Origin of the sequence: Geobacillus sp. Y412MC52 (genome assembly GCF_000174795.2) — a bacterium.
GTDB lineage: Bacteria > Bacillota > Bacilli > Bacillales > Anoxybacillaceae > Geobacillus > Geobacillus thermoleovorans.
Window position 1 is genome coordinate 2,710,811 of record NC_014915.1, and the last position, 13,290, is coordinate 2,724,100.

A 13,290-nucleotide genomic window follows, 5' to 3' on the forward strand; every position below is an offset into this window, starting at 1 on the left:
CTCACCCATCAATGCAAAATGGCCACTTTCAGCACTTCTTCAAGCGTGGTCAACCCTTGCTTCACTTTCAACAGCCCATCATCCAGCAAAAAAATCATTTTGTTTTGCAGGGCAAGCTCGCGCAATTTCGAAAACGGCTCGTTGTTTAAAATGACGCGCCGCATCTCATCGGTGACAACAAGCAACTCGTGAATCGCCAGCCGTCCGCGGTAACCGGTCATGTTGCACATCGGGCAGCCGCGGCCGCGGACAAGTTGATGAACCTCGATGCCGCGGCGGGCGAAAATGTCCAGCTCCCGCTTCGTCGGCTCATACACCTCTTGGCAGTCGCGGCAGACGCGGCGCACAAGCCGCTGCGAGACAACGCCGGCGAGCGATGTGGCCACTAAAAACGGCTCAATCCCCATATCGATCAGGCGGGTGATCGTGCTTAATGCATCGTTCGTATGGAGCGTGCTCAACACTAAATGACCGGTGAGCGAAGCGCGGATCGCCACTTCCGCCGTCTCGCGGTCGCGAATCTCTCCAACCATGATGATGTTCGGGTCTTGACGCAAAATCGAGCGGAGCCCTTGGGCGAACGTCAAGCCGACATTCGGGTTGACTTGAATTTGGTTGACGCCCTCGATCTGATATTCGACTGGATCTTCAATCGTAATAATGTTCACGTGCTCGCTGTTTAAATGGTTGAGCGCCGCATAGAGCGTCGACGATTTCCCCGAACCGGTCGGTCCGGTGATCAAGACGATGCCGTTCGGCCGCTCGATCAAGCGGATGAATCGATCTAAATTAACCGGATTGAAGCCAAGTTTATGAATATCGTTTAAAGCTGCGCCCAAGTCGAGGACGCGCATGACGATTTTCTCACCGTATACGGTCGGCAGCGTTGAAACGCGCAAATCGACCGGATGAAAATCGATGTCCATTTTGATCCGTCCGTCTTGCGGCACGCGGTGTTCGGTGATGTCCATATTGGCCAAAATTTTAATTCTCGCCGTCAACATGCTTTGCATATGTTTCGGCAGCGCGCGCTCGGTGCGAAGCAGGCCGTCGATCCGATAGCGGATGAGCACTTTCGTCTCCTGTGGATCGATATGAATGTCGCTCGCCCGCTGTTCAACAGCAAGCTGCAAAATTTGGTTCACCAAACGAACGATGGGAGAATCGTCCTCAGCAGCCCGCTCGTCGTCGCGCACCTCAGGCGGCGTTTGCAAAAAATCCTCAAATGCTTCGTCGATGTCGTAATATTTATTGATCGCCCGCAAAATATCGTCTTTTGAAGCGATCGCCGTTTCAATTTGAAACCCGGTCGACAGGCGCAAATCGTCGATGGCAAAAAAATCCATCGGATCGGCCATGGCAACGAGCAGCCGATCGCCTTCCACCTTGAGCGGCATGACCATATGGCGGCGGGCAAACTCTTTCGGCACGAGGTTTGTCGCTTTCGGATCGATCGGGTACCGGTACAAACTGACGTGCGGAATGCCGAGCTGAAACTCGAGCGCCTCAATCAGCTGCTGTTCCGTGATGTAGCCGCGCTGCAACAAGGCGTCGCCGAGCTTTTGCCCGGGCGCCTTCTCGCGCAGCGCCTCGGCCAGCTGACTTTCGGTGATCAATCCCGCTTCGACAAGCAAATCACCAAGCCGTTTCCGTTCCTGCTTTTTGCTCATTTTTCCTCCCCTCCGCCCGCATCCGTCTTCTCTTCACTGCCAGCGGCGGGGGCCCCCGTTGCCCGCCTCATCGCCTTTCTTTAACGCGGTCCCGCTCTCTATATTCCCGCCGCTGTTTTCCGCAGTCGAATCCAGTTGGTTCGCCGCTCCGTTGTTTTCCGTCACCCCATTCGCCGGCTCCATCGTTCCGCCTTCTCCGTCGCCGCTTTGCCCAACATTGCCTTCCGGCACTTCAAGGCCGCGCACGTTAATCGTATACGTTGGCGGATAAAAATCTTCGCTCACCGTTTCTTTGCGCACGAGCCGAGCGCCGTCGCGCACTTCGCGTTCCACCGTCACAACCAGCCCCGGCCGCCCGATCTGTTCCGTCCTCTTCTCGCCCGGCGCCAGGCGCGCGTCATAGCGGACGATGACACGCGGTTCGATAGACTCCGCCTCGCCCAGGCGAATGATATATTGATAGGCAAACGGCAACCCGATAATGGCAACACGCACCTTTCGTCCATCATGCCGGAGAAGAAGCGTGTAGTCGGTCGTGTTTGGGTTGAACCATTCCAAATCGCGGCCGCCGCTAATGGCCGCCTCAAAACCGGGCGTCACTCCATCCGGCAACATACGGCTCGTATAGCGCTCCACGACAGTGAAATTGGTCGCCAGCACCGCCCGGTACACCGCTGAAGCGATCGCATCGGCCGCTTCATCAGACAACTCGGCCTTCACCTTTTTCATATAATCGCCAAACGAAAACAGCTGTTTCGCTTTGATCACCGCGCGCCGCTCGCCAGACAGCCAGCGGACGGCCGAAGAGTCAGGCGCCGATGCGGCCGCTTCGCTGACGACCGGCTGCCGGCCGTTTGCAAACGATATGTAGCGAGCCAAGTCGATCGGAGATGATGGCTTTTGCAGCTGAGCCGCCTGTCCCTCTAAATCCGCCCCAAGCTTCTTGATGTCAAGCGCCGATAACGCCGCCGGCGGAACGATGGCTGCCGCCGCTTGGAGGCATTTTTCTAAATCAGCGATCACAAACAGCGGCGTGCGCCTCCCGTCGACAAACCGCTTCGTGCTCTCGGCAAGACGGAACGCAAACGCGTCCGCCGGCAGGTCAATGCGCTTTTCTTGGTACTGCAAAGAAATGGAAGCGGTCGCCCGCCACTCGTTCACCCGCTCGACAACCGCCTGTCGGGCTCTTTCCGGCGTCATGCCGGAGAGTGACACCGGACCGACCGCCGTGCCCGGGCCAAGGCGGCCGTCATCCGGGGCCAAAACATCATAGGCGAAGGTGCCCAGATGCGAAAAAGCGATAAAATAAACCGTGCAAACAGCCATGACAACAAACAATTTCCACGCGGCAGCCTTTTTCACCGCCGACCCTCCTCCATTACGCCTCCACATTCATCGAGACATCGACGATGACGCTCGGCCCCGCCTCTTGCGCCTTGCGCACATCCTCTTCGCCAAGCAGAGTGCCCGCTTTAAACAGCAGGCGGCCGTCTGCATCATAAATATCTTTTGTCAGCCGCTTTCCAGCTAACAGCGCAACTTGTTTTTCCCTCAGCGACTGCAGCGCTTCAACATTTTCCGCGTTTTCGGCCATCGCCTCCATTTGCGCGGAAACGTCCTCTTCCGCCATGCCGCCGGTTGGCTCGATGCTCTCTGCCTTCAACAACTGCGCCGGGTCATCAAGAAGCGACTCGTTCGCTCCGTCGTTGATGATCAAAATATCTTTGCCGTACGTCAACACTTCCGAGGCCGGCAGCACCGCTTCCCCTTTCTCGAGCTGAAGAGCGATGCCGACAATATCCCCTGACTCTTCATCAACGAAAAACTCGCGGGCTTCGCCGAGCAGCTGCCCTTTTCGCGTGATGGCTTTCGTATTTTTAATCCGGATTTGCTTATTGACGAGCTGATTGGCGATCGGAATTTCCGAGAGGTCAATTACATCGTGCCCTTGCTCCACCGTCACGGCAAACTCGCCGATGCCGACGACTTTTTTAAACGGAATGGCCTTTAAACTGAGTTGCACATCGTCTTGTTCGACGGTCAAAAAATCGATCGACCCTTTGTCCGGGTTGATCACCAAACTTTTCACCGTGCCGATTTGTGCACCGTCAGCAATGCTGATGATCGGCAGCCCAATGATTTGCGCGCTAGCTTTCATCTTGTTCACCCCAACTGTTTAGTGTTGCGGCAAACTGCCGCCAAAGCGCCAACTCTTCGGCCACAGCCGGATAGGCGCGAAAACGGTCAGCGAGCTCCTCAAGCCACGCTGCGAGCTTGCCGTACTGTTGTTCTACTACATAATGTTCCATTAACAAACGGGCCAATACGTAATAGTCGCGGTCAGAAAGCGGAGCGTCCAAACAGCGGCGGAGGCAGCGCTCGTAATCGGCGGCGCCCAAACGACGGCGGTTGAGGCGCAATTCAAGAACGACCGCCTGCACGACTTCCGGACCGATCATTCGCGCTGGCCGTTCGCTCTCTTCCTCCCGCCGGCTTTCCGTTTGCCCATCTTCTTCCGGCTCGCGGCGCTCGGTTGATTGTTCGCCTTCCGACCGGCCATGCTCCGTTCGTTGCCCTTCCTGCCTGTCAGGCTCTGCTTTCATCGCGTCCTCCTGACGGGGCGGTTCGGCAGCCTCGTCCGTTTCCGGCAGCGAACAGTCGACAATACCCGGCATTGCTTCTTCCAAAAGCGCCCCTTCACGCGGCATTGCCTGGCCGGAAGGCAGCCCGTTTTCTACAGCAGAAACGCCCGGCGAGCTAGAAGACATGAACGCGGAAAGTTGCCCATCCTCTTCTTCATGGCTGAGATCAAGCGCCTGCAACAGGCCGCGGCCGTCGGCGGCCGCTCCCGCCTGCAGCACCGCCGCTTCGATGTCTGGCGTCATCGAGACAGGCAGCTCATCGAGCCAATCGCGCAGACGGCGCGCCGGCTCAACATTCAGCCCGCCACCGTCACCCGTCATGGCGGTCGGCTCTACTCCATCCAAATCCAAGGCGGACAACTTCTCCAGCTCCACACGATCCGAATCCAACGGGAAAAACTCCTCTTGCTCGGCATCGTCTCGGTCCACGGAGCGCATTTTTTGCTCCGCATCGGCCGAATCCAACGAAAGCAGCTCCTCCGGCTCGGTTTGATCCGCTCCGGGATCAGAAGCGGCTTCCTCTATGCCATCCATCGCTCGAAGCAAGAAAGCAGTCTGTTCTTCCCAGGGCTCCTCGCTGGATTTCGGCGCCCGCTCCGTCTCTCCCGAAGCTGCTTCCGACTCTGCAGGCGACGCTCCTGAAGCGGTGTTACCGGTTTCCTGCACGTGCGATCGCAACGCCTCCCCACCCGAGTCAGCGCCTTGAAATTCCCTAGAAGCGCCGTTTTGTCCAAAAGCTGCCGGCCAGGCCGAATCGACTAGATTTTCCGTTGCATTCTGGACCATCATCCCGTACCTATCGCCCGCTGCCGTCCGGTCGCCACTCCCTTTCCATCCTCCCTTTCTCCGTTCCCCAGCTTCCTCCGTCTCCACCGACCGGTAAAGAAGCGGACCGAACCAACGATCAAGCAAATACGAGCCCGCCAACAGCAAAAGCCCGACGAGCAGGACGATTTGCCATAACGGAATCACCGATTCAGCCAACTGCGCCAGCCCCGCAGCCAAAAAGGCGGCCGCCACCACCGCCGCGCCCCCGGCCCTGCTGAAGCCAAGCGGCAGCAGCCAAACGGCCAACAGCGCCACTATGAATGCAACAACGTAAACAACCGCCTCTTTCCACATGCCCACCCGCTCCTTCCCGGCGTATCATTGGCAATAACGCGACAAATATGCCATTGCTCGTTCTCTTATCCTAAAATTCTACATGGTTCGACTCGAAAATATTGTATAATAAAGTTACATATTTTGAAAGAAGGTTATGACAAATGGCGGGAAGCAATTTTCCTCTTCCTAGTCGTCAAGCAGGATTTACGTTGATCGAAACGTTGCTGGCCATCACTCTTTTATCGGGCGTCGCGATCGGTTTGTTTTACTTTTTCACGAATGCGATGATGCATACGTCTTACAACCAAGGTCGGACGGTGGCCGTCAACGTCGCCCGCGGCGTCGCTGTCTATTTTGAAAAAAACGCAGATTTCTCCCGGCTAAAAGAGTATATGGAAGACCATCAAACACCGTTTCTTGAGCTAACAAAAGACGATTGCGGCAACGAATCGTTGGCGGCGCTGTTTTTTCCCGGTGAATCTGGCCAACTGCATACGGTATGTGAAGCGCAGTTCGCCCCGAAAATCAACAATGTCCGTTACGAAGCTTCCGTTTACCTTGTCCGATACGACAAGGAGGCATGGGATGCATTCACTTCATCGTCGGAATTCACTTCCTTGCCTGCGCCGCTGCAGGCTCGCATCCACGCTGAAACGGAAAAAGCAGCCGAATCAAACGCCGGCGGCTACATGATCAAATTATACACCTCCGTCCGTTGGGGCGAGCGCACGAACGAAACAGCGTGGGTCGAAGGGGTGATCACCGATGAAACAATCCGCTAGAAGCGAAGCCGGCATGACGATGATCGAGCTGTTGGCCGCCGTTTCCATTTCTTTGCTCATCATCGGCGCTATCTACACGGTGTTTTTAACCGGCATTCGCGCCTACGAGCGCATCGGCATCGAAAACGACTTGCGCAGCGAAGCGGACTACGCCATGGCCCGAATAATGAACGAGCTGTACACGCTCTCTCCGGATGGAATGGAAAGTCAAGAAGAAAACACGCCGTTAACGGCCGTCACCTTTGTGAAAAACCAAGAATTCAAAGCCGATGCGGACACCGGGCTTGTCTCCCGTGAAGAGAAAAAGCCGGAAAGCATCGAGCGGATGACGCTGTCCATCCAAGACGGCGCGCTCGCGATCAATGGCGAAACGATCACCTCTTCCCGCTTTTTGCTGGACGACTCTTCATCGTTTTCATTCCGTTGCGCACGAAAAGAAGGCAACCTGTGCCGCAGCGGCGTCATGACGATCCGTCTCATTGTCTCCGACCGTCGACACGCCGATCCGAGTGGTTGGCTGTATGTGCCGCCGTTTACATTAACAACAGAATTCGGCTTTTAAGTATTGCGTTCCGAAATTTTGTCCTATGAAGGGAGGGGCCGCGATGAACCGACTGCGCTTGAACGCTGCTGGCTACAGCTTGGTGACAACAATGCTCATGATCACCCTCTTTTTTTTGCTCGGCTTGACGATTTTAACAGTCGCCGTCCAGCAAGCGCGATTTACCGCGGTGCGCGTCGAGAACATCGAATCGTTTCATGAAGCCAAAACAGCGCTTAATGAAGCAATTGCTGGGCTTAAAGCTGAGCTTTCAGACGACGATTTTTTTGTTCGTCATGACATTTTCACCCCCAGTCAATGGGATGCATTTCTCGGCATTAACGAGGACACCCCCGGCCCGGATACGATCGCCGGCAAGCTGAAAGCGCGCTACGGCGTGAAGGTGGAAGACGTGTCCTATCGCTTGTACAACATTCCGACGAACAAAGTGTTCCTCCGCGCGCTCGATTTGTCCAAACCGTTTACGGACGGCCATCGCGAGCGGAAAATCAAACGGCTCGTCTTTTTAACAAATACGCCCAGCTTTCTCAAATACGCGCTCGGATCAAAAGAAACAGTCATCTTAAACGGCGGCGTCTACGTGGAGCAAGGAAACGTATACGCCGGACAAAGCGCTTACATCAGCAACGCGGCAAACTACGTGAAAAAAAGCGGCGAGTTAACGATCGCTCCTATCGATGCCGGACTGCCCGCATCAATGAACGATTCGATTTGGCACATTCATGACAAGCTGCTGTTTTCATGCACGCAAACGAGCAGTTGCTGGAAGACTGGCGGCCGAGCTTTCCAAATGGAAGAAGGCCTTTTCTTCCCAGGATGGCCGGACGATGGCGGCCCTCTCATTCAACAAGAGACGGACGATTTCATCGATACTGATTTCGAGCGCACCGTGAAAGATAAATTGCTTCAAGCGGCCGGTCTCTCGCCGTTGTCGCCTGAAACCCAACAAGCGTATATCGAGCGCATTGAAAACGATCACCAGCCGCCGCTCGATGTAGCGCGGGAGCTTTATCAAGAAGGGAAATTGGCTCGGGTCGTGACAGACGACGAAACGCCGTATGAACAATCCATCAATCAGATGCCAAAAGACAAGCCGCTTTGGTTGGACGCAGAAGGGAAGGAGATCACCCTTTATCGCGACATTGACGTGCGGCAAAATGGCCAAAACCAATGGCTCATTGTCAATGGCGATCTCCGCATTGAAGGACCGACAAAATCAACAGCGGCTGTACGCGGCAATTTGATCGTGTTCGGTGATTTGACGCTCACTGGAAACTTGGCGTTGAACGCGAGCATTTACGTCACTGGCAAGACGACCATTTACAACAGCCATATCGACGGAGCGGATGGAAAAGGGCTCGTGTTGTTGTCCAAAGGCACGCTCGATATCGCCCGCATCAATGAATTTCAAGACTCAAGTGAAATCCCGAACTTAAAAGGGTATTTTTATACGGACAGCAGCGCGACGATTTATGCTGTCGGATCGTATTTGTACATTGAAGGCGGGTTGTTCGCCCGCGGGAACGGAGCGGCTGCTCCGGATACAGACATCAACGGGCTCGTCATCAACGCCTTTCGCGGCCGGATCGAGCCGAAAGACGGTGAGCCGGGGAACTTCATTCCAAGCTCTGACATGCAACAATCCCGTCTGATCGTCAAATATAATCCACGGGTGTTAGTCGAACAAGGAACAGGATTGCCGTTTGTCAATCAAATCTCGCTCGTCGCCGACCGGCTTGAAGTTGAGTGAACGAAGACGGCTAAATTCCCTCTCTCATCCTCTCGATCCCCTGGACAAACGAAAAAAAGCGGCTCTCCAATTCAGGAGGCCGCTTTTTTCATCATTACCAACGCCCACCACTGCTGCCGCTTCCCCCCTCATCTTCACGCGGTTGGACAAAGACCCACACTGAGGCTTGAATTGGCCTGCCATCCGGCGTTCTCGCATTGGCGGTCGCCGTCACATACGCATAGCCGACATCCACTGCTTCCAAATACCATCGGCCATTTTCTTGGACAACGTCGACAAACCGGGAGTCAGACGATGTCACAGAGCGGAGCGTTCGATCGCTTGCATTGGACGGAACAAAACGAAGCTCAGGTGCTGCGTCAAGCCGTTCGCCGACTTTCATATACAACACCGGACGGCGGAACTCCATACCTTGAAGCGCCACGTACGGATTCATCACCTTGATGGCCGCCGATGCCGACGCGTTGCTGCCGTCAGTCGCGCGGACGGTGATCGTCACCGTTCCAGGCTTTCGCGCTGTCACCATGCCGTTTTGGTCTACGGATGCGACATTCGGGTCGCTTGATGTCCACGCAAGCGTTGGGTTCGTCGCGTCGCTCGGCTCGATCGTCACTGGAATCCTCTGCGTATCTCCGACATTCATCGTCGGCTGATATGAACCAAGCTGCAGGTCCGTAATCCGCTTTGTATACGTAAACGCCGTGCTCGTTAAACCCGTTCCTCTCGTCAATCCTCCTGACGCCTGCACATTCACCGTGTAGGAACCGTCATTGGAAATGGCAACAACATACGGCGACGAGAGCGGCGTCCAAGCGGATGCCACCCCATTTCGCACTGCTTGGTACTGATATGACACCCCTTCACCGGCTACCAACCCGGTTATTTTAACGGTCGGAGCCTCATAAGTCGTCGCTCCGTTTGGCAAGACGCCATTGGCTGTCACAACGGAAAGATGAGGCTTAATGTACACCGATACCGTCTGGCCGTTGCTGTACGTGACAAGCAGCACGCCATCATCATTCGGGTCATACTCCAGCGCTTTAACAGGCAACGGCAATAATCCATATGAATTAGGATTCGCCTGTCCGACAATGTCGTCTGATAAAGCAGAAAATTTGTGTTTTGTAATAGTACCCTTTCCATTCCCTTCATAGTAAAAGTTTGGAAAATCATCCAAGCGAACTGTCATGCCGATTCGTTCCGCCGGCGGAACGAGCGTCGATGTTTTGGCGCCATAACGGCTGTCGGTGAATGTCACCGAAGCTGGCGGCAATTGAACACTGTTCATGGCAAAGTCAGCCTGCATCACCCATTGCGCCGAGAGCGTCAGTTTGTTGAGCTGGCTGTAGTCGAACATTTGATTGGTGAAAGACCATTTGGCATAACGCTTGCCATTCTCCACATAGGTTGTGACTTTGCCATCCGGAACAACGGAGATGCCATCGGGCAGTTCTTGGACAATGCTCACATTGCTGATCGTCCCGGTCGCATTGCCGACATACCCGACAAGCGACAACGAATACGTGGCCCGGAAGCGGTTGTCGTCGCCATCGGTTGCCCCCCGTTTGATTAAGCTTGTGACATCATTGGTCAGCCCTTGCAGCTTCACCGTTCCAGTAAACGACGGCGGCGCTTCGTCTTTGACCGTGACGGTCACCGTTTTCGTCACAGCCGGCTGTGGTTGGCCATACACATCGCGATACGTCAGTTCAGCAGTGAACGTATATGTCCCTTTTGCTTTAAATGACACGGGAATCGGAATCGTCACCGGCGCCGGAGTGCCTTGACCAACTTGGTATGGGATGGAAAACGAAATATACGCGTTTTGCTTGTTTTCATCCAGCCATACTTGGCCGTTTTCCGCAACGGCGACATTGCCGCCAAACGACGAAAGCGGGATGCGGATCGTTCCTGTGATCGCTGGCGTGGTGGCAAGCTGGGAAAACTGTTGGAACAAAGCGGTCAAATTTTGCGTCGTTCCTTGCCGCGCCTCGCCGCCGGCAGTCGCTGAAAGCGACCGTAAATAGTCCATATCGACTTCATCATTGTCGCCGAAGCCGATTGAGTAAAGGGTGATATTGTTCATCCCGAGCGTTTTTGCCACCGCTGTGGCATCGGCTCGGATTTTTCCTTCAATGCTGCTGTAAGTGAACGAATAGCCGTTATCCCAAGACACCCGCCATCCATTAACATAATCTTGGCCGTCGCTGTAAAATCGGCGAGAATATCCTTTGTTGTCGGTAAAACGGATACCGGCAGTCCGTCCATCGCTGTACAATTCGTATGTGACCGAAAGAGAATCGGTTACTCTATTCCCTGTATAGGAATATCCACCCCAAAAATTCTGCTTGACCTCCCGATACGTAATCGTATCGACTGCATTCAACACCGTCGGCATGCCATCCGTTAAGAAAATGATATACTTTTTCCTCGTTGGATCCGTGAAATACGATTTAGCAAGAGACAAAGCAGCCGAATAGTTCGTTCCGCCGCCGGCGGTCAAGCTGTTGCCGGTATTGAGAATGGCATCAAGCTGACTTGCAACATTCGAGTACTTCCCAAACGGAACCACACTTGCTTCCCGCACTCCATCGGAAAACGGAATAAGAGCAAAGCGGTCATTTTGGTTGTAATTGGACTTAAAGTAGTTGACCGCCGCTTGCAGAGCAGATTTGGCGCTTTGCAGCTTCATTGCCGTCATCGACCCCGACACGTCCATGACAAACACGACATCGATCGGCGGGCGGATGATTCCTGAAACAGCGCCTTGTGGAACGAGCGTCACATCGAGCCGGCCTTGGGCATCGCCGTTCGGCGGCTTGGCGTATTCCGGCTGTGAAAATGAGAGGGAAAAATCCAATTTAGCCGTGCTCACCCCAGTTTGCCTCGTATATTGATAAGGCGTCTGTGGGAATGAAAAATACACATCCTCTTTTCCATTTCCTAACACGCGATACGCATCGACGGTGATTTGGTAAGTCACCGTCGTTCCCGGAGCCGACGGCCACTTGCCGCGCATATCAAGAGAAAACGTATACTTTTTCTCACCGTTTCGGTCCGCCGGCGCTTCCACCGCTTCGGCTCGGTAGCTGACTGCCGTGCCGCTTTGTTCCTTCGGCTGAATGCGAATCATAAAGTAGCGAATGCTGTTCCCTTGCCCGTTGCCGCTCCCTGGTGCGGTCGCCCATCCCTCAATCTTCTCATCCGAAACGAACGTAATGGCCCCCTCTGTTTGATCGGCATACACAACACCTGCTTTCATCGGCCATAGGCTTGCCATCAGCCAAAACAACATTCCCCATAAAAGCCAGCCGCGCCACCGCTTCATGCGCCTCCCCTCCCGCGCCAAAAGAACTATCTTTCTTCCATTATATCAATTCTTTTCATCGCTTGGCATTATTTTTTTAAACGTTTTCGCACTTCAGATATAAAGTAAAGCGATCCCGTAATGAGCATCAACTCATCGCTCCCCATTTGGTTTTTCTTTTCACTGATCCAGCCGACCCAATCACCTGTCACCGCTTTCTGCGGATGGGACGAAAGGTCCGCCAACTGTTCCGCCGCTGCCGCGCGCGGAAAATCAAACGTGGTAAACGTGATCGTATCCGCGAGCTCATCAAGCAGCTGAATCATCCGCTCAAGCGGCTTGTCTGTCAGCGCAGCGAACAAGACATGGACGTGTTTGTCAGGATAATGGGCGCGCACCGTCTCCACGAGTGAGCGAATCCCGGCTTCGTTATGGGCGCCGTCGAGGATGATGAGTGGACTATCACTCACCCGCTCAAACCGGCCGGGCCAAGCGGCTGTGGCCAGCCCATCGGCGATATGCTCCGGATCGATCAAAAACGAATAGCCAAGGCGCAATAGTTCGGCCGCCATCACTGCCACCGCCGCGTTTTCGACTTGATGGGCGCCGGGCATTTGAATGCGCAAATCGCGATATTCGGCAAACGGCGTGACAAGCGAAAACTGCTCCCCTTCCACCGTCGCCTGCCGGTCGGAAACGGTGAAATCGACGCCGAGACGATATGTTTTCGCTTTCCGCTCCGCCGCCGTCTTGGCGATCACATCCCACGCCTCGGGCTCGTTGACCGCTGTCACAAGCGGAATCCCTGATTTAATGATCCCCGCTTTTTCCGCGGCGATCTGATCGAGCGTATCGCCTAAGATGTTCATATGATCGTAGCTGACGTTCGTAATGACGGAAAGGAGCGGATAAATGATGTTGGTTGAGTCCAAGCGGCCGCCGAGCCCGACTTCAATGAGCACGATGTCTTGGATGTTTTGTTTGCCGAAATAATACAACATCATCGCCGTGATCACTTCAAACTCGGTCGGTCCGCCAAGTTCCGTCTGTTCCAATTCGTCCGCAAGCGGTTTGATCGTTTGCACGAGCTCTACGATCTCTTCATCGCGAATCGGTTGGCCGTTTATGCTGATTCGTTCGTTAAACTGCTCGACATACGGCGAGGTGAACGTGCCGACCGAATAGCCCGCCGCCTGCAAAATGGAGCGCAAATAGGCGACCGTTGACCCTTTGCCGTTCGTTCCCCCGATATGGACGGCGCGGACGCGGCGTTCCGGGTGGCCAAGTTTTTCCATCATCCATTCCATCCGTTTCAATCCCGGTTTTATGCCAAGCCGCAGCCGCCCGTGAATCCAAGCGACCGCTTCTTCATACGTTCGAACCATGTCCATCATCCTCCTTTTTCCATTGGTGTCTTGCCGCCCCCTGCCGGCTTCATGCGGCAGATGCGCCACACATCGAGAAGCCTGGTGA

The 13,290-nt window shown here is 54.7% G+C and carries 9 protein-coding genes; 3 read left to right on the forward strand and 6 right to left on the reverse strand.

The features are described 5' to 3' along the window. Window positions 1–8: 8 nt before the first annotated feature. From GYMC52_RS13360 to GYMC52_RS13375, 4 genes are read right to left on the reverse strand one after another with little or no spacing between them, the layout of a single operon-like run. Complete coding sequence (locus GYMC52_RS13360) at window positions 9–1,670, reverse strand: GspE/PulE family protein (protein ID WP_013524245.1); 1,662 nt, start codon at window positions 1,668–1,670, stop codon at window positions 9–11. A gap of 33 nt (window positions 1,671–1,703) precedes the next feature. Further along, window positions 1,704–3,032: a VanW family protein gene (locus tag GYMC52_RS13365; protein WP_013524246.1), complete on the reverse strand. Its 1,329-nt coding sequence runs from the start codon at window positions 3,030–3,032 to the stop codon at window positions 1,704–1,706. Between the two features lie 16 nt (window positions 3,033–3,048). Then, entirely contained in the window at window positions 3,049–3,828 is a 780-nt protein-coding gene (locus GYMC52_RS13370; protein WP_013144599.1) for a PRC-barrel domain-containing protein, read from the reverse strand. After that, window positions 3,818–5,434: a hypothetical protein gene (locus GYMC52_RS13375; RefSeq protein ID WP_013524247.1), complete on the reverse strand. Its 1,617-nt coding sequence runs from the start codon at window positions 5,432–5,434 to the stop codon at window positions 3,818–3,820. The genes GYMC52_RS13370 and GYMC52_RS13375 overlap by 11 nt, the downstream gene beginning before the upstream one ends. A 143-nt stretch (window positions 5,435–5,577) precedes the next feature. Here GYMC52_RS13375 and GYMC52_RS13380 point away from each other — a divergent pair, with 143 nt between their 5' ends. The 3 genes from GYMC52_RS13380 to GYMC52_RS13390 are packed head-to-tail and all read left to right on the forward strand — an operon-like array spanning window position 5,578 to window position 8,510. Continuing rightward, on the forward strand, window positions 5,578–6,198 hold the full coding sequence (locus tag GYMC52_RS13380; RefSeq protein WP_013524248.1) for a type IV pilus modification PilV family protein: 621 nt from the start codon (window positions 5,578–5,580) through the stop codon (window positions 6,196–6,198). Continuing rightward, a complete protein-coding gene (locus tag GYMC52_RS13385; RefSeq protein ID WP_013524249.1) occupies window positions 6,182–6,760 on the forward strand; it encodes a PilW family protein in 579 nt (192 codons plus the stop codon). The genes GYMC52_RS13380 and GYMC52_RS13385 overlap by 17 nt, the downstream gene beginning before the upstream one ends. A gap of 43 nt (window positions 6,761–6,803) precedes the next feature. Next, window positions 6,804–8,510 carry a hypothetical protein gene (locus GYMC52_RS13390; protein WP_013524250.1) on the forward strand — a complete coding sequence of 569 codons (1,707 nt, stop codon included), beginning with the start codon at window positions 6,804–6,806 and terminating at the stop codon, window positions 8,508–8,510. 94 nt (window positions 8,511–8,604) lie between these two features. On the opposite strand, the gene GYMC52_RS13395 is transcribed toward GYMC52_RS13390, so the two are convergent. Then, window positions 8,605–11,838: a VWA domain-containing protein gene (locus tag GYMC52_RS13395; protein ID WP_013524251.1), complete on the reverse strand. Its 3,234-nt coding sequence runs from the start codon at window positions 11,836–11,838 to the stop codon at window positions 8,605–8,607. Between the two features lie 68 nt (window positions 11,839–11,906). Further along, on the reverse strand, window positions 11,907–13,202 hold the full coding sequence (locus GYMC52_RS13400; RefSeq protein WP_013524252.1) for a bifunctional folylpolyglutamate synthase/dihydrofolate synthase: 1,296 nt from the start codon (window positions 13,200–13,202) through the stop codon (window positions 11,907–11,909). Window positions 13,203–13,290 lie beyond the last annotated feature (88 nt).